The 18,034-nt window shown below is 42.8% G+C and carries 15 protein-coding genes and 1 pseudogene; 9 read left to right on the top strand and 7 right to left on the bottom strand.

Features of this window, described 5'->3' with window-relative positions; genetic code table 11:
• Window positions 1–158: 158 nt before the first annotated feature.
• Genes DXZ23_RS08580 through DXZ23_RS08570 form a run of 3 tightly spaced genes read left to right on the top strand, consistent with a single transcriptional unit; the run spans window position 159 to window position 2,148 of the window.
• Window positions 159–1,088, top strand: coding sequence for a LysR family transcriptional regulator (locus tag DXZ23_RS08580; RefSeq protein WP_021724224.1), 930 nt, complete (start codon window positions 159–161; stop codon window positions 1,086–1,088).
• 1 nt (window position 1,089) lies between these two features.
• Complete coding sequence (locus tag DXZ23_RS08575; RefSeq protein ID WP_017806797.1) at window positions 1,090–1,818, top strand: AzlC family ABC transporter permease; 729 nt, start codon at window positions 1,090–1,092, stop codon at window positions 1,816–1,818.
• Complete coding sequence (locus DXZ23_RS08570; protein ID WP_017806796.1) at window positions 1,819–2,148, top strand: branched-chain amino acid transporter permease; 330 nt, start codon at window positions 1,819–1,821, stop codon at window positions 2,146–2,148.
• 306 nt (window positions 2,149–2,454) lie between these two features.
• Here DXZ23_RS08570 and DXZ23_RS08565 read toward each other — a convergent pair whose 3' ends face one another.
• Both DXZ23_RS08565 and DXZ23_RS08560 read right to left on the bottom strand, forming a co-directional pair.
• Complete coding sequence (locus DXZ23_RS08565; protein WP_051185305.1) at window positions 2,455–4,113, bottom strand: TonB-dependent receptor; 1,659 nt, start codon at window positions 4,111–4,113, stop codon at window positions 2,455–2,457.
• A 90-nt stretch (window positions 4,114–4,203) separates the two neighbouring features.
• Entirely contained in the window at window positions 4,204–4,800 is a 597-nt protein-coding gene (locus DXZ23_RS08560; protein ID WP_017806793.1) for a TonB-dependent receptor, read from the bottom strand.
• A gap of 145 nt (window positions 4,801–4,945) precedes the next feature.
• Between DXZ23_RS08560 and DXZ23_RS08555 the strand changes: the two genes are divergently transcribed.
• Together DXZ23_RS08555 and DXZ23_RS08550 are read left to right on the top strand one after the other, a co-directional pair.
• Window positions 4,946–5,596: an IS1595-like element ISHpa1 family transposase gene (locus DXZ23_RS08555; RefSeq protein WP_017805439.1), complete on the top strand. Its 651-nt coding sequence runs from the start codon at window positions 4,946–4,948 to the stop codon at window positions 5,594–5,596.
• 268 nt (window positions 5,597–5,864) lie between these two features.
• Entirely contained in the window at window positions 5,865–6,245 is a 381-nt protein-coding gene (locus tag DXZ23_RS08550; protein WP_123797046.1) for a hypothetical protein, read from the top strand.
• A gap of 390 nt (window positions 6,246–6,635) precedes the next feature.
• Here the strand turns inward: DXZ23_RS08550 and fdhE are convergent, their stop codons facing one another.
• From fdhE to fdnG, 4 genes are all read right to left on the bottom strand, one after another.
• Window positions 6,636–7,541, bottom strand: coding sequence for a formate dehydrogenase accessory protein FdhE (gene fdhE, locus DXZ23_RS08545; RefSeq protein ID WP_017806790.1), 906 nt, complete (start codon window positions 7,539–7,541; stop codon window positions 6,636–6,638).
• 80 nt (window positions 7,542–7,621) lie between these two features.
• Window positions 7,622–8,308 carry a formate dehydrogenase subunit gamma gene (locus tag DXZ23_RS08540; protein WP_017806789.1) on the bottom strand — a complete coding sequence of 229 codons (687 nt, stop codon included), beginning with the start codon at window positions 8,306–8,308 and terminating at the stop codon, window positions 7,622–7,624.
• Entirely contained in the window at window positions 8,301–9,224 is a 924-nt protein-coding gene (fdxH, locus tag DXZ23_RS08535) for a formate dehydrogenase subunit beta (RefSeq protein WP_017806788.1), read from the bottom strand. The genes DXZ23_RS08540 and fdxH overlap by 8 nt, the downstream gene beginning before the upstream one ends.
• Window position 9,225: 1 nt before the next feature.
• A complete protein-coding gene (fdnG, locus tag DXZ23_RS08530) occupies window positions 9,226–12,282 on the bottom strand; it encodes a formate dehydrogenase-N subunit alpha (protein WP_147277874.1) in 3,057 nt (1,018 codons plus the stop codon).
• 272 nt (window positions 12,283–12,554) lie between these two features.
• Between fdnG and fdhD the strand changes: the two genes are divergently transcribed.
• The 4 genes from fdhD (at window position 12,555) to DXZ23_RS08510 (ending at window position 16,547) form a co-directional block, all read left to right on the top strand.
• Window positions 12,555–13,415: a formate dehydrogenase accessory sulfurtransferase FdhD gene (gene fdhD / locus DXZ23_RS08520; protein ID WP_021724219.1), complete on the top strand. Its 861-nt coding sequence runs from the start codon at window positions 12,555–12,557 to the stop codon at window positions 13,413–13,415.
• Between the two features lie 60 nt (window positions 13,416–13,475).
• Window positions 13,476–13,685, top strand: coding sequence for a cation transporter (locus DXZ23_RS15695; protein WP_017806785.1), 210 nt, complete (start codon window positions 13,476–13,478; stop codon window positions 13,683–13,685).
• Window positions 13,686–13,756: 71 nt separating this feature from the next.
• Window positions 13,757–15,961 (top strand): copper-translocating P-type ATPase, encoded by a 2,205-nt coding sequence (locus DXZ23_RS08515; protein ID WP_017806784.1) that lies wholly within the window; start codon window positions 13,757–13,759, stop codon window positions 15,959–15,961.
• Between the two features lie 130 nt (window positions 15,962–16,091).
• Window positions 16,092–16,547 (top strand): DUF441 domain-containing protein, encoded by a 456-nt coding sequence (locus DXZ23_RS08510; protein ID WP_017806783.1) that lies wholly within the window; start codon window positions 16,092–16,094, stop codon window positions 16,545–16,547.
• 89 nt (window positions 16,548–16,636) lie between these two features.
• On the opposite strand, the pseudogene potE reads toward DXZ23_RS08510, so the two are convergent.
• Window positions 16,637–17,958: pseudogene (gene potE, locus DXZ23_RS08505) on the bottom strand (putrescine-ornithine antiporter).
• Between the last annotated feature and the right edge of the window lie 76 nt (window positions 17,959–18,034).

The raw sequence follows: 18,034 nt of genomic DNA, 5'->3' as shown, positions 1-18,034 counted from the left end.
AATATCATAATTTTCACGTTTTCTATGAATTTAATTAATATTAAAAGAGTGAAAAAACACTCTCAAAAATGACCGCACTTTTTATTCGCTAAAACTGAAAGTGCGGTCGTTTTGTTGTATAATTTTCATCATTTTGATTATCTGTATTAATTTTTCTAATGAAACCTATATTTTTAGAGCTTAGACATCTTAAAACCCTGTTGGCATTAAAGGAAACGGGTAGTGTTTCGTTGGCAGCGAAGCGGATTTATTTAACCCAGTCAGCCCTTTCTCATCAAATTAAATTGTTGGAAGATCAATATGGCTTGCCTTTATTTGAACGTAAAAGCCAGCCTTTGCGGTTTACCACCGCGGGGGAGCGTTTGATTAAGCTGGCGAATGAGATTTTCCCCAAAGTGGTGGAGGCGGAGCGAGATTTGTCGCGGGTGAAGCAGGGGGAAGCGGGGGAGCTGCGAATTGCGGTGGAGTGCCACACTTGTTTCGATTGGTTGATGCCCGCAATGGATAGTTTTCGACAGAATTGGCCCTTAGTGGAGCTGGATATTGTATCGGGCTTTCATACGGACACGGTGGGGCTGTTGCTGAGCCATCGGGCGGATTGGGCTGTGGTGTCGGAAATTGAGGAAACAGCGGGAATTGTGCATAAGCCTTTGTTTTCTTACGAAATGGTGGGGCTGTGTGCGAAAGATCACCCTTTAGCCAGCAAAGAGATTTGGCAAGCGGAAGATTTTCTGGATCAAACGCTGATCACCTATCCCGTCCCCGATGATATGTTGGATTTGCTCAAAAAGGTGCTAAATCCTAAGGGGATCAACCCTACGCGTCGCACCAGCGAACTCACCATCGCGATTATTCAGTTAGTAGCGAGCAAGCGAGGGGTGGCAGCATTGCCATTTTGGGCGGCGAAGCCCTATTTAGATCGCGGCTATATTGTAGCAAAGAAAATCACCAATGCGGGCTTGTATAGTAATCTTTACGCCGCATTTCGCGAGATTGACGCAGAGGTGGCGTTCGTTGATGATTTTTATGAAACGGTGAAAGCCCAAAGTTTTTCAACCTTACCCGGATTGTCTGTTTTAGAGGAATAAAATGACGTTAGTATCACAGCCGACAAGCCCTATCCGAGCGGCAGCAAAGGCGGCGTTTCCCTATTCGTTGCCGATGATTATTGGTTTTGTTTTTCTTGGCATTGCCTACGGGCTATATATGAAAGCCTTAGGCTTTGGCGTGCTTTACCCGCTTTTTATGGCAGCGTTAATTTATGCGGGATCGGTGGAGTTTATCGTCGCGGGGGCATTAATTCAGGGCTTTGCCCCGTTGCATATTTTCCTGCTCACCTTAATGGTCAGCGGGCGGCAGATTTTTTATAGCATTTCGATGTTAGAAAAATATGGTGTGCAGTTAGGCAAAAAGCGTTGGTATTTAATTTCGGCATTGGTCGATGAAAGTTTTTCGCTCAATTATATGGCGAAAATCCCACCGCACTTAGATAAAGGCTGGTATATGTTTTTCGTTACCTTATATTTGCAATGCTACTGGGTGCTTGGGGCAGTGCTAGGAAATCTCTTTGGCGAAATTATTCCCTTTGATTTGAGAGGTATCGAGTTCGCAATGACGGCGTTATTTTTAGTCATTTTTGCGGAAAATTGGCTCAAAGAAAAATCCCACGAAAGCTCGCTACTCGGGCTTGGGGTTGCGTTGCTTTGTTTGGTTGTGGTGGGAAAAGATCATTTTTTAATTCCAACCCTGATTGGTATTTTAGTGGCGCTTAGCCTGTGGCGGCCAAAATTAACCAGCAAATTAGAAAAGGTGGATTAAATGACATTAACTGAACAGATTATCACTATTGGTATTGCCATCTTAGCGGTGCAACTTTGTCGTGTTTTGCCCTTTGTGATCTTTCCCGCTCATCGCCCTGTTCCGCCTTATATTCGCTATTTAGGCAAAGTGTTGCCGGGGGCAATGTTTGGAATGTTAGTGGTGTATTGCTACAAAAATGTTGATTTCGCTACGGGTAATCACGGATTACCTGATTTTATTGCAGGTGCGGTGGTGCTAGGGCTACATTTTTGGAAACGGAATATGTTTTTGTCAATGATCGCGGGAACAGGGTTGTATATGGTGTTGGTGGAGATTATTTTTGTGTGATAGGGAGCTGTTTTCGTTTATATTTCTAGTTGTTTTGCTTGATTGGTGAATGGTTTTTTCTTTGGGAAATTTAACGGGGTTCGCTGTTGGCGACTTACTTTTGCATTCTCAACCTCGTAGGAGCGAACCTATGTGTTCGCCCGTTTAGCGTCTGTTTTGCTCAGGTAATTTATATAAGTCTGAAAATTGAAGCATTAAAGTGCGGTCGTTTTTTGATTGTGAGGGATTGGGCGTTGGTATGGCGGGCTGAAGTATGCTGTGTAAATGGAATGCCCCGCCACAGATAATGGCGGGGGAGAGGTGGGGTTAGAAATTTACTTTTAAGCCTAGCACCGCATTTCTTCCTGCTTGTGGGGCGAGGAATTTGAGTGGGGAGGTGTTTGATCTTGCCTCGCGGTTAGTGAGGTTGTTGATGTTAAAGTAAATTTCCACTTCGTTTTGCTTCCACGGGTAAACATAGCTAACCCCGACATCAACGAGGGTGAATGATGGGTTGATTAGCTTTTCATCGACTTCATTGCTGACGTGTTTTTGGGCTTTGTAATGAATGGCTGAGAAGAACGCTCGCCAGTTTTGATATTCCACGCTGAGATCGCCGCCAAAGCGGGAAGAGGGGAGATTTGGCAAGTAGTTGCCTAAGCCCGTTAAGCGGTGCGGAAGTTTTTGTTGGATATGATCGTAAAAGACGTGCCAATTCCACGTTCCCCACTGTTGGGTATCCAATTTATAACTTAGATCTACTTCCCAGCCAGTTAAGGTGAGCGGTGTTTGTCGCCATTGTTTCGCCATTAAGCCATTACGCACAATACTGGTGTAGCCTAAGTAGGTGAAGTGATTGAATTGGTTTCGATACCAGCTTACGGAGGCGTTCACGCCACCTTGCTCGATGCCTGCGGAGAGTTCCCACGCTTTATTTTTTTCTTTTTGCAAGCGTGCATCGCCCTGTTCTTCAATGAGGAGAGCATAATGATTATTGTTGGCATACAGCTCATTCATTTCTAAGGCTCGTTCAGCCCAAGTGCGTTGCAGTTTGAGGTAGCTGTTTTTCGTTGGGTTAAATTGCAAGGCGAAATGGGTATTTTGCAGGGCGAATGTGCGATCTTTGGCATAATATGCCCCGACACTCTGAGAGCGACTATTATGTAAATCACCCAGTTTGTAGCTGACTTTGCCGATACGATGCCCAAATTCCAACATAAAAGGAGCGAGGTCAAGGGTTTCAATGGCAAATAAGCTGTAGGCTTTGCGTTTCAAATCAGGGAGATAGCTATCTTGTCCTTTGGCTTTCACGGTTTGATAAGAGAAATCTGTGCCAATCGTACCGACAAAACGTTCAAACAGCGGTGTGTGGCTGAGGGAAAGGCGATAGGCATAGTTGTGGGATAAAAAACCGTTAGAAACGGTACTGTTGAGTAATTCTTGATCTTTAGAATGTTGATAATTCACTTGAAAATCAAGGCTATCAATGCCTTTGAGCGGGGAAACCCAATGGGTGTCCCAGCTTAAACGATGGGTTTGATTTTTCACTGTTACGGGGGCGTAGCCTTCATCGGTTTGGCTAGCTAAATAGGCAAATCCTGGAACACCGTAATTCGTATTAAAGTAATGCCAAGATAGTCCTGTGTAACCAAAATCCCCTACATAGCTTGTGCCTAAGGTGAATGTTTTTGTTTCAGAATGGCTGTTAGGAATTTTACCTTTTGGATAAGAGCGGTATTCTTTTAGCTCACCGAATTCTTCCATATAGTAAGGGCTGTTTGGCACATATAGTGGATTGGGGGGATTTACCCCCATAAAACCACGGTTATTGGTGTATTTATCGCCCTCTGATAAACCTAAGCTCTTGTCTTGATAATTATCTAAATAGTACTGGCTAATATATTTAAAGTAGGCAGGGTTAATAACGTCATTTAGAACAGGAATAACCACTTGGCACTGACGCTGTAAATCTGTGCGGGATTGCAAATAGCTTTTATCATAACAGACCGCTGCTTTACTATTGTGCGGTACTTTTATTGAGGAAATTTTGCTAATTGATGCATCAATATGCCCTGCCTAATGGCTTCCATTGTTTACATTTAATTTAAATGATCCTTGATCCGCCGCATTGAACCCTTTATTGAGGTTTACTTGTCCACTTATTTTATTTTGCAAAATTTGTTTCGGAATGGCTTCATCTAGCACATTGATTGCCCCGCCAATGCTTCTCCCGCCATAAAGAATGGTTGCCCCGCCTTTGCTGATCTCAATATCTTCCGCATTTAACGGGTTGATTGAGGTGGCTAAATTACCACTAATGACAGCCAAATCATTGATAGGCATATTATTTTCTAAAATCGCTACCCGCTGGCTAGACAAGCCTCGCACGATAGGGCGAGAGGAATTTGGTCCAAAGGCACTACTTTGCACACCAGAAGTTTTATCTACCACTGAACCTAGTGTTGTGGAGTGGTTATTTTTAAGCTGAGTTGGGTTTATCCGCTGTTGAGTATTGAGATAATGATCGGGGGCGGCATTGACGGGGGCTTTTGCTTCCACTTGAATGATGTCTAACTGCTGATAATCGAGAGTGTTTTGCTCTGCATTTGTATAAAATGAAATTAAGACTGCTATGCTACTAATGGAAAATTTTCTTAAATCAAAATGTTGCATTATTGGAAACCTTATTTTTTATTGAAAAATAAGTATCGTATGCTAACATAAAAACTCAGAAAGTAAACGAGTAAGTTCATAGATCTAAATATTTGGGGCTGTCCTAGATAACAACTAAAAAATCTATTTAGGTTAGAATGAACCAATGAGAAAAAGTCGTCTAAGTCAGCACAAACAAAATAAACTCATTGAGCTATTTGTTGCAGGTGTTACTGCAAGGACAGCAGCAGAGTTAGTCAATGTAAACAAAACGACTGCCGCATATTACTTTCATCGTTTATGCCAACTCATCTATCAAAACAGCCTTCACTTAGAGATGTTTGAAGGTGAAATTGAAGCCGATGAAAGTTATTTTGGCGGTGCTCGCAAAGGCAAACGTGGTCGTGGTGCGGCAGGGAAAATTGCGGTATTCGGGCTTCTCAAGCGCAATGGCAAGGTTTATACCGTTGCGGTTCCAAATACGCAATCTGCCACCTTGTTACCCATTATTCGGGAGCAGGTAAAGCCTGATAGTATTGTTTACACCGATAATTATCGTAGTTATGACGTGCTTGATGTGAGTGAATTTAGTCATTTTCGTATCAATCACAGCACACATTTTGCTGAAAATCATAACCACATTAACGGAATTGAGAATTTTTGGAGCCAAGCAAAACGCCATTTACGCAAATTTAATGGTATCCCAAAAGCGCATTTTGAGCTTTATTTAAAGGAATGTGAATGGCGTTTTAATTACAGCAACATAAAAAGTCAAATTTCTATTTTAAAACAATTGGTTAAAGGGAGTTTAGTCTAGTTATCTAGGACAGCCCCAAATATTTTTATGAAATAAAACTCTAGCTTAGTAAGTGGCTCGTATCTATGTTTAGAAAATGAGGTGCGAAGCTCTATGATAAGGGCGATATAGTTAAACTTCTTCACTTTCTTATGGCATTACTTCACCTTGCTGTATTCTTTGTGCAGTCATCGGATCAAAGTCTTGTATGAAAGTAAAATCAATTTATCTATAATAGGGCAGGAAGAAAATGATCAAAATTGAGTTAGAAAATTCGAAAGGAGAAAAAATGAAGCGATTAATGTTGCCTCTACTTGGTTTCGGGGCATTATTTACCTTAGCGGGCTGTGCGGAAAGCTCGTCTAAAACAGAAAATGTTCCTCAAGTTGTGATTGAAAATCAAGGGTTTACCCAACATTATAAAGGAAAAATTGTGGGTTACGATTTCAAATCGTATCATTTTAAAGCTAATGCTGGGCAAGTGGTTATGCTTACCTTAAAAACTACAGGCGATGCGGAGGCTTTTCTTTTTGACCGCGAAGGTTATATTTATGGTGAGCCTTATGTACTCCCCCTCAGTGGCGATCACGAAGTGCGAGTTGCACAACCGCGTAATTCCGCAAGAAAGGGAAAAAGTGCGAGCTATGAGTTAGAGATTAAGGTGGAATAATCGGGCGTTTTTATTGCCATTGTTAGGTGTCAAAAGCGAGTTGCGTGACTTATAGCTAAACGCTTTCACTTTTCCTGTAACGTGACTCTGCCTCGCCGTACTGCTTGTACTGCATTCGGATCAAAACTTTGTATGAAACGGAAATCAATTTAGCTATAAGTATAGTCGTTTGATTTCAAAATAATACGGCGTTACATCGCCTTGCCGTACTATCTGTACTATCTACGACCCGTTGCCTTGTCTTATTTTGAACTTAAACGACTATATTAGCCTGCTGTCCAGCCGGTGGTTGATCACTTATATGTGCAAACATAAAGAGGGGAGGTGTTTGACCTCCCTATTTTCTGTATCTAAAAAAACAGCCAAAATCTGACCGCACTTTACGCGTTGTTATTCTTCATTTGGAAAAAGAAATGGATTAAGTCCGCTACGGGAGAAGCCTTTTTCTTCCATTTCAATGTCTAGGTAGATTGAAGCGAGGTCATCTGCGGCAGATTCTACATACGGATCTTTGTCTTGGTAAAGTATTTTTAGGTAGCTATGGCAATCGCCGCAGCTTTCTGCTTTGACGGCAGCAAATTCGCTGTCGATTGACCAATAATCCAATTTGCCTGTTTGATGGCAATGAGAACATTTGCTACGGACTAAATTCCATTCACTTTCGCATAAGGAGCAGTGCAAATAACGTAATCCTTGTTCTGAACCGAAATGTACTAAGCTAGCTGTGGGCGGAGCGTTGCAAACTGGACAAAGGTGTAAATCTTCACTGCTTTCCATTTTACTATTTTTGGGGAGTTGCTGAGCAAGTTGAACCCAGTAGAGAGAGAGTGCAGCCCATAAAAAGAGAGCTTTGTCGCTACCAACTTCGGAAAATTGTTGAGTAAGCAATTTATCCGCGAGTTGTTCTAATTCTGCGTCTGCAGCTTTAGTGAGATTTTCAATGGTGGCCTCAACATTTTCGTTCCCTTTCTGCTTCATTTTGTGCAGTAGGCTACGCAGCAGATCCCGCCATTGCGGATCGCGTTGCCATTTTTCGAGGGCTAACGGCACGCTGGTTTCGGTGTTGATTTCAATTTTTTGCGTAACGGGTTGCTCATTGAGGAGTTCAAGCTGGCAATCGGCAATGTTTGCAACAAAGTTGAGATAATCTGCCATTGGATGTTCTTGAGCAAGCGTGCGTAGTCGTTCAGCACGGCGTTGATAAAGATTTTTGGGATTTGAAAAAAGAAGAACGGGGTGATGAAACGAGCTTGCCAGTTGGACAATGTCATCTTTGGGAAGAATTTTTATACTCATAATCGTTTTACCAATAAGAAAAGTGCGGTGTAAATTTTGTTAGAAAGTGATAACAAAAAAACACCGCACTTTTATCATAATTATTTAGCCGGCTTTTCTTTCGCTTTTTCTGCGGCTTCTTTTTCGAGTTCAGGTAGAATGTCTTCACGGAACCAGCGAGGGTGATGTTTTTTCGCCCAGCGTACCGTTATCCAACCTTCAACCATTCCACGAATAGAACCTTTCACCCAGAATGCCATATACATATGTACCATAATACCGGTAAAGAGCATAAAGGCACTGGCAGAGTGAAGTAAAATTGCAATGCGAATGACAGGAATCGGGAAATTATGGGAGAAGTATTGTCGCCACATAATAATTCCTGTCGCTAATAGGGTAACCATTGCAAGGATTAAGGTCCAGAATAGCATTTTTTGCCCTAAATTATATTTTCCGTTGTCTGATACGGCGTGTTCATTGCCTTTCAAGACTTCTTTAATATTTTTGAGCCACACCCAGTCATTTTTTTCAGGAATGTTGTAAGGCCAGTAAATCAAGCAAAGGTTGATAAAGGCAATAAACATTATTATCCCAGTGAATGGGTGGATAAAACGGGCAATTCTTGGGTTACCTAAGATTTCCGTTAGCCAAGCAAAATCAGGGAAGAAGAATGCAAGCCCTGATAAGCCTGTGGTGAAGAAACAGATTACCAGTAACCAGTGACTTAAACGCGCAGGCAATTTGTGGCGAACAACTCGTTGATCGTTGTTGATCTTAACTTTACTCATTTTCGCCTCCTTTATGTGCTTGTTCGTCTTCTGGCACGACATCTTCGTGTTCTTCAAGATCTTCCGTATTTGGTCCTACTGCAAGGTAGTGTGCAATTTCAGAAAGTACTAAGCCTCCCATTGCTACCGCAGCAACTGGTTTTAATACGTCTTTCCACAAGGTGATGGTGGTATCAATATGCGGATCTTTCGGCAAACCAGAATAAAGTTCAGGTTTATCGGCGTGATGCAACACATACATAACGTGTGTACCACCCACACCTTCTGGATCATAAAGCCCAGCATTTTCATAACCGCGGGATTTCAAATCAGCAATACGGGTTTCTGCATAATGTTTCATTTCTTCTTTCGTACCGAAATGAATTGCCCCAGTTGGACAGGTTTTCACGCAAGCTGGCTCTTGTCCAACATTGACGCGATCAACGCAGAGCGTACATTTGTACACGCGATTATCTTCAGGGTTCATTCGTGGAATGTTGAATGGACAACCTGCGATACAATAACCACAGCCGATACATTTATCTGATTGGAAATCCACAATCCCATTCGCATACTGAATAATCGCACCCGGTGAAGGGCAAGACTTTAAGCAGCCTGGTTCACTACAGTGCATACAGCCATCTTTACGGATTAGCCATTCCAAACGGTCATTTTCTTCAACTTCGTTGAATTTCATCACCGTCCAAGCTTTAGCATTAAGATCAATTGGATTGTCGTAAGAACCCACGCATTTTTCAGGCTCTGCACGAATATCATTCCACTCTGAACACGCCACTTGACAAGCTTTACAACCGATACAAGTGGTTACATCAATCAGTTTTGCCACTTCAAGCTGGTGATCCCGTGCGTGTGGTGGTGGCGTGAGCGAAGAGGTCGCAGAGGCTTTAATAATATTTTGTGATTGAACTGTACCCATATTATCCCTCCACTTTCTCAATATTTACGAGCATACATTTCGATTCAGGGGTTTGCGTATTTGCATCACCTGCACGGATAGTGAGGTTATTGGCAAAGAAACCTTGCTTGCCAATGCCACCAAATCCCCAGTGGATTGGAATCCCTACAGTGTGAATCGCTTTTCCGTCAGAAACCAGTGGGCGGATACGTTTGGTTACCACGGCTACTGCTTTGATGTATCCGCGTTTAGAGGTTACTTTGATATAATCCCCATTGCTAATGCCTTTTTCTTGTGCCAAGGCTTCGCTGATTTCCACGAATTGTTCTGGCTGTGTAATTACATTGAGTAGAACATTTTTTGTCCAGTAGTGGAAATGCTCAGTTAAGCGGTAAGTTGTACCTACATAAGGGAATTCTTCTGAACTACCAATATCCGGTTTATCACTTTCCAAGATACGAGCCACAGGGCTAGAAACCACATTTGGATGTAGTGGGTTAGTTCCAATCGGAGTTTCAATTGGTTCATAATGTTCAGGGAACGGACCATCAGCCATACGTTCACGCACGAATAAGCCACTTACCCCTTCAGGTTGCATAATAAATGGTAAGGTTGGACTATTTGGCGGAGCTGTTCCAAAGTCAGCTACATCTACATAGTTCCAGTTTTTGCCATTCCATTTAATCAACTGGCGTTTTGGATTCCACGGCTTACCGGATAAGTCTGCACTTGCACGGTTATAGATAATACGGCGGTTCATCGGCCACGCGAAACCCCAACCGAGGGTATTACCTAAGTTAGATGGATCGGCGTTATCGCGATTCGCCATTTGGTTACCTTTTGGCGTCCATTGCCCTGTGTAAATCCAGCAAGCTCCAGAGGTGCTACCATCAGCACGCATTTGTGCGAAACTTGAAAGTAGCTCACCTTTTTTCAAGAGCACATTGCCGTTGGCATCAAGGAGATCTTGTAAGGCATAGCCATTCATTTCTTTTGCCACTTCTTCTGCTTTTGGCTCGAGCGGATTGTCATAATTCCAGCTCATTGCTTCAAGGCTCTCTTGAGCTTTACCGCCTTCTTTGTGATAAAGATCAATAAGTGCGGCACGTAATTCAGACAAAATTTCACCATCCGTTTTGGCTTCGAAAGGAGGCTCTGAGGCTTTCCAGTGCCATTGTAGCCAGCGTCCAGAATTTGCAATTGAACCATCTTCTTCAGCAAAACAAGTGGTAGGCAAGCGGAATACTTCAGTTTGGATTTCTTCTGTTTTCACATCATTATATTCGCCGTAATTTTTCCAGAACTCTGAGGTATCTGTCATTAACGGATCCATAATGACCAAATATTTTAATTTGCTCAGTGCTTTGATGATTTTCCCTGAGTTTGCGAAAGAGGCAACAGGGTTCATTCCTTGACAGAAATAGCCATTTACGCGACCGTGATACATTTCATCAATGTAACGGAATTGATCCATACCGCCTTTTGGCAATTTTGGTAAATAATGATAGCCAAACTCGTTGTCTTTGGTGGCTTTGTCGCCAAAGAAAGTTTTGAGCATACTCACCATAAATTTCGGCGTATTTTGCCAATAGTTCACTTGATCTTTCAGCATTGTTTTTGGCGTGATACGGTTTAGGAAACTTTCTAAGCTGGTATCCGCCTCTGTTGGCAATGGGATATAAGCAGGGAGCATATGCGGGAATAAACCTAAATCGGTGATTCCTTGCACATTTGAGTGTCCACGCAACGCATTTACACCGCCGCCAGAAACGCCAATATTACCGAGTAATAATTGGATCATCGCCATTGTACGAATGTTTTGCGCACCTACGGTGTGTTGTGTCCAACCTAAAGCATATAAGAAGGTTGCGGCTTTATCTGGTGCAGACGTTTTGGCAATTTCTTCGCAGAATTGTAAGAAACTTTTTTGTGGTGTACCTGTGATACGTTCTACCATTTCAGGGGTATAACGTGAAACGTGATCTTTTAATAGATTAATCACGCAACGCGGGTGTTGTAAAGTCAGATCGCGAATTGGCTGACCTTCCGCATCAAATTGATAACGCCAAGTTGAACGATCATATTTGCGTGTTTCAGGATCATAACCTGAGAACAAACCGTCTTCAAACTTGAAGTTCTCATCAACGAGGAATGCCGCATTGGTATAATGTCTAACGTATTCGTGTTGGATTTTATCGTTTTCTAATAAATAACGAATAACGCCAGATAAAAAGGCAATATCTGTCCCAGAACGTAATGGCATATAAATATCTGCAACTGAAGCTGTACGGTTAAAGCGTGGATCAACCACCATTAACTTCGCACCATTTTGTTTTTTCGCTTCAATCGCCCAACGGAACCCAACAGGGTGAGCTTCCGCAGCGTTACCGCCCATAACGATCACTAAATCGGCATTTTTAATATCAACCCAGTGGTTGGTCATCGCACCGCGACCAAATGATGGAGCAAGACTTGCTACCGTTGGTCCGTGTCAGATACTCGCTTGGTTGTCGGTATAAATAATTCCGAGTGAACGAACAAATTTTTGCGTTAAAATCCCCGTTTCATTACTACAAGCTGAACCCGCTAAGAATCCTGTTGTCATCCAACGATTAACAGGCGTTCCGTTTTCATTTTCTAAAATGAAGTTCGCATCGCGGTCGGCTTTCATATGCTTGGCAATTCGCTCAATGGCTTCTTCCCAAGAAATACGTTTCCATTCATTTGAGCCAGCTTCACGCACTTCAGGATATTTCACACGGCGAGGGCTGTTTACATAATCCAATGCTCCTGCTCCTTTTGGACAAAGTGCACCACGGCTTACTGGATGATCGGGATCGCCTTCAATATGATAAAGTTTACCTTTGCTATTCATTGCGCCATCACCTAAGCTGTAGAGCAACATACCACAGCCTACGGCACAATAGGTGCAGGTATTACGGGTTTCTTTACCGCGTAATAATTTGTATTCGCGAGGAGCAGCGAAAGCCGTTGCAGGGGCAAACCCCAACATTGCTGCCGATGTTCCCGCCATACCACCTGCACAGATCTTAAAGAATTTTCTTCTTGTGACCTGCATAAGAGATACTCCTTAACAACCAACAAAACTTCTTTTGTCGTAGTAGATTTTTCGTAGATATTCGTTTAGGGTAACCGAATGGCTCAAATCGTTTTTATTGAACATTGATTCAATTCGCAAATTTATTTTTTGTGCGAAGAAATGATTTGATTCAGTTAAAGTATAGTTTGTTACGAGATTGTATTACAATGCACACAACGTAATACTGCGGCTAGGATACGCTTTTTCTAGCTTAAAATCTATAAATAATCTTCATTAAAAAGGAAAAATGATTGAGTTGGCTCATAAAAGTACAGGTTAATTTTTTCAAGAAATTAACAAATAATAAACATTCTCAATACACATCACTTTGGCAAGAAAAAGAAGAAACCTTAGCGGTAGAAACCCCTGTTGCCTTAGTGTATAACGGTATTAGCCACACCGTAATGATGTGTTCCCCACAAGATTTGGAAGATTTTGCCCTTGGCTTTTCTTTAACCGAAGGCATTATCGAAAAGCCAGCGGATATTTATGGTATTGATGTGGAAGAAACCTGCAATGGCATTGCAGTACAGATAGAAATGGCTACTCGCTGTTTTGTTGCACTAAAAGAACGCCGCCGCACTTTAGCGGGAAGAACGGGTTGTGGCATTTGTGGTACAGAACAGCTTGATCAAATCCACAAAAACTTGCCTATTTTGCCCCGCACTTCTGTTTTGGATATTTCTCTTCTTGACGATTGCCTGAAAAAATTACATTCAGCCCAACAGCTTGGACAACAAACTGGCTCAACCCACGCTGCCGCATTTTTCGATTTGCACGGCAATTTGCTCGCCATTCGCGAAGATGTGGGTCGCCACGTCGCATTGGATAAATTGCTTGGTTGGTACGCCAAACAGTCTGCACCGCAAGGCTTCGTGCTAATTTCCAGCCGTGCGAGTTATGAAATGGTGCAAAAGGTGGTGAGCCAAGGGATTGAATGCCTTGTGGCAATTTCCGCAGCCACTGCCCTTGCGGTAAACCAAGCAAGGCAAAGTCAGCTCACCCTCATTGGCTTTGCCAGAGAGGGGCGAGCCACCGTATATAGCGGTAAAGAGCGGTTAGATTTTAACGCAAATTTTTCATCTCACACTTTTCTTTCCTCTAGGGCTTGACTTTAACCTAGCGTAAAGGTTTATGCTAGGCACAATTTTTAATTACAAAAGGAAAAAAGAATGAAAACCACTGTTTTAGCGTTAAGCGAATTATCTTGTCAGCATTGTGTGAAATCTGTGCAAAAAGTGTTAGAAGGCATTGCGGACGTGAAACGAGCCGAAGTGAGCTTAGATAAAGCCATTATCGAGGGCGAGGTTGATCCGCAAGTGCTGATTAATGCCATTGTCGAGGCTGGTTATCAAGCACGCTTGGCTGATGAGGCAAAGTAACCCCACTACCCAAACTCACCACAGAATTTGAAACGCCTGATCCTGTGGTAGTGGGAAATCAGGATCAGGTAATGCTTTCACTTGAGGGGTTAAGCTGTGCCGCGTGCGTTGCCAAAGTGCAAAAGGCGTTGCAAGCCGTACCACAGGTTTCGCAAGTGCAAGTGAATTTAGCCGAACAAACCGCTTTGGTGAGTGGCAATGCCACGCCACAATCTCTCGTTAATGCGGTACAACAAGCAGGCTACGGGGCGGAAGTGGTGGAAGATCAAGCATTGCGTGCGGAAAAGCAACAACGCAAAACCACCCAAGAAATCCATCAGCGTAAATGGCAAGGCTTTGTGGCACTGGGATTTGGGGCGGCGTTAATGCTTTGGGGCTTGCTCGGAGGCTCAATGCAAGTGAATGCGAGCAATCGCCCTTACTGGCTCATTGTGGGCGTGGCGACGCTGTTGGTGATGATATTGACGGGCAAGCATTTCTATCAAAAAGCGGGGCAGAATTTGCTTCATCGCACAGCCACGATGGATACTCTTGTGGCATTAGGAACTGGCACAGCGTGGCTTTATTCAATGTTTGTTTGTCTTAAGCCTGAGTTTTTTCCTGAAAATGCACGCCACCTTTATTTTGAAGCGGCGGCAATGATCATCGGTTTCATCAATTTAGGCAAAATGTTTGAAGCGAAAGCCAAGCAACATTCCTCGCAAGCGTTGGGGAAATTGCTCGATCTCACCCCTAAAATTGTACATCTCGTTACCTCGCAAAGCACGCGGGATATTCCTCTTTCAGAGGTTAAAGCGGGAATGATTTTGCGTTTGCAAACGGGGGAACGCGTGGCGGTGGACGGCACAATCCGCGAGGGGCAAGGTTGGTTTGATGAAAGTATGCTCACGGGCGAGCCAATCCCCGTGCAAAAACAGCGGGGTGATAAGCTCAGTGCGGGAACATTGGTAGCTGACGGCTCGGTGCTTTATCAAGCGGAACAAATCGGCGAGCAAACCACCTTGGCGAATATCATCAAATTAGTGCGTCAGGCACAGAGTAGCAAGCCGAAAATCGGGCTACTAGCGGATAAAATCGCAGGGGTTTTTGTGCCTGTGGTGATTACCATTGCGTTAGTCGCCGCGTTAATTTGGTTTCTTTACGGTCCAACCCCGCAATTTTCTTATGCGTTGGTGATTTTTACCACCGTACTGATTATTGCTTGCCCTTGTGCCTTAGGGCTGGCGACACCGATGTCGATTATTTCAGGTATTGGACGGGCAGCGGAGCTAGGCATATTAGTGCGTGATGCAGACGCATTACAAAAAGCCGCCACCGCCGATACCATCGTGTTCGACAAAACAGGCACGCTCACAAAAGGCTCGCCAAAAGTAACCGCACTTTATTGTTTTAATGATTACAATGAACAACAAGTGAGTGAGTTCGCCGCAAGTTTAGAACAAGGTGCAAGCCACCCTTTAGCCAAAGGTATTGTACAGTTTAACCAAGAAAAAGGCTTTTCAATCAAAGCATTAGACGAATTTAACACCTTGCAAGGGGTAGGCGTGAGTGGTGTGGTGGACGGAAAAAATGCCATTCTAGGCAACCGCACTTTAATGGCACAGCAGGGCGTGGACATTCAGCCCGCAATGGGAATTTTCCAACAAGAAACCGCAGTGGGGGCGACCGTTGTCTTTCTCGCCATTGATCAACAATTAGCAGGAATGTTCATCATTACTGATCCGCTCAGAGAAGACAGCGAGCAAGCCTTGCAACGCCTACATCAACAAGGTTATGAGCTAATAATGCTCACGGGGGATCAAGAAAAAACCGCACAATTCTTAGCCAAAGATACCGCCATTGATCGCGTTATCGCTGGCGTTTTACCCGAACAAAAAGCCAATGTAATCAAAGCATTACAACAGCAAGGGCGTAAAGTGGTAATGGTGGGCGACGGCATTAACGACGCGCCTGCACTGGCACAAGCTGACGTGAGTATCGCAATGGGAAGCGGTTCAGATATTGCCATCGAAACTGCTGAGCTCACCCTAATGCGACACAGCATTTCTGCCGTTGCAGACGCACTTTGCCTGTCCAAAGGCATTTTACGCAATATGAAACAAAACCTGTTCGGTGCATTTATTTACAACATTTTAGGCATCCCCATTGCAGCAGGGTTGTTGTATCCCTTGTTTGGTATTTTGCTTAACCCAATGATTGGTGGGCTGGCAATGGCGTTGTCTTCCATCACTGTGGTGAGTAATGCCAATCGCTTGTTAAAGTTTAAAGTGCAATAAAAGTGCAATGATTGATAAGGCTCATAATGAGCCTTATTTTTTATGTTCCTAATTCATAAAAAGAGTATAATCCCAGCATTTGACGCACAGTAAAAGTGCGGTGCTTTTTTTGAGAGTTTTCGAGGCAATGATGTCATTACAATTTAACGCGATCGCCTTGCTACTGGTGATTTTAATTTTGCTTGGTGTGCTAGGTAACAACAGTTCAATCACCATTTCGGCTACGATTTTGCTACTAATGCAACAAACCTTTTTGGCGAAATATATTCCTTTTATGGAAAAATATGGGCTAAATATTGGCATTATCATTTTAACTATCGGTGTGTTAAGCCCGATTATTTCTGGCAAAATCCCATTGCCCCAATTCAGTGCGTTGCTTAACTGGAAAATGTTTGCTGCAATTGGGGTCGGTATTCTTGTTGCTTGGCTTGGTGGAAGGGGAGTGAGCTTAATGGGAACCCAACCTACATTGCTTACGGGATTATTAGTGGGAACAATATTGGGCGTGGCATTTCTAGGGGGAATTCCTGTCGGACCACTCATCGCTGCAGGAATTTTATCGTTATTGTTAGGAAAGCCTGCTTAATACTGGATAAGTTATCAGTATTTCAGTTTAGATAAAAAGCTCCTAATTTTTTTTGGGGGGCAGATCAAATTTTAGGAGCTTTTTTATAGTTATCCTTTTGCGTTTATTGCTGAATAATCAAATTTGTAAGAAACAAAGCCATATAGCGTCCAGCCAATAAAGGTAACAATTGAGCCATAAAGCATTGCTTGTTCTCCAGCCGCATAAAGGGCATAGATGCTGTATAAAGAACCAATAAAGGCAACAAATAAGGTGATTTTGTATTTATTGCGAGAGATATTGGAATATTTTAGTAATACCGCAAGTGCTGCCATTGATAACAAATAGGGAATCACATTTGTTACTACAGCAAGATCAACGAGTACGTTAAATTGTTTATTTAACGATGGGCTAATAGTCATAAAAGCAAGTAGTGTTTGAATTGCAGTAATCGTGATCATTCCAATGACTGGAGCATTCTTGCTGGTGACTTTTTTAAATAGAGAAGGAAAATAACCTTCCTCAGCTGAGGATTTAAATACCTGTGCAATCGTGAATTGCCAGCCAAGTAGAGAGCCAAAGCAAGATAAGACCATTAATCCCATAATCACTTTACCTGTTGTTTCATTAAACATATGGGCGAATGCAAGACCGAAGGGAGCAGTAGAGTTTGCTAATTCAAGATTAGGGACAATACCCGCGATGACATTTGTTGAAACAATGTAAATAACGGCGGCCCCTAATGTTCCTCCTAATACCGCGATTGGGACATTTTTTTCTGGATTTTCTACCACATCGGTATTTGCACAAGCGGATTCTAACCCTAGAAATGCCCACAAAGTCATTGAAATAGAAACACTAATCGCTTCAAAAGTAGGGACATTATGAGGATTCCACGCATTGATATACATTGAGCCATCAAACCAATACCAACCGATGAGGCAAAGACCTACAACAGGAATAATGACTCCCCAAATGGTAAATGAGCTAATATTTCCGGTAATGCGAGGCCCCCAAAGTTGAGAATAGTTGCTAACCATAATGTAAAAATTGTCCAGATAGCAATACTAATTGGAGATAGGGCTGTGCCTAATAATTCGGAACCATAACCAACAGCTGAAATTGCAATAGCGGTATTGGCGATAATGAGTGAAACGCCATAAGTATAATTAGCCATAAAATTTCCAGCCTTGCCAAAGGAGTATTCGGCATAGCCCCCCATTCCTCCTGATTTCTTGCTAAACATACCGCATTGTGCAAACGCGTAAGCAAGGGCGGTTGAACCTACCGCTGTCACCAGCCAAGAAACAATAGAAATCGTACCGATTTCTGCTAATTTAGTCGGGAGCATAATAATGCCAGATCCCATCATATTCACCATTGTTAAAATGGTAAGTTGAAGTACGCCAATTTTATTATTTTTTGAACTCATAATAGACTCCTTAAAAGTGCGGTCGTTTTTTGATAAATTTCTGGTCTTTTTGGACCGCACTTTCTAATTCAAATGA

This window comes from Avibacterium paragallinarum (assembly GCF_900450705.1).
Taxonomy (GTDB): domain Bacteria; phylum Pseudomonadota; class Gammaproteobacteria; order Enterobacterales; family Pasteurellaceae; genus Avibacterium; species Avibacterium paragallinarum.
Note: the sequence above shows the minus strand (reverse complement) of the source record. Positions and strands in the feature narration are given on the sequence as shown.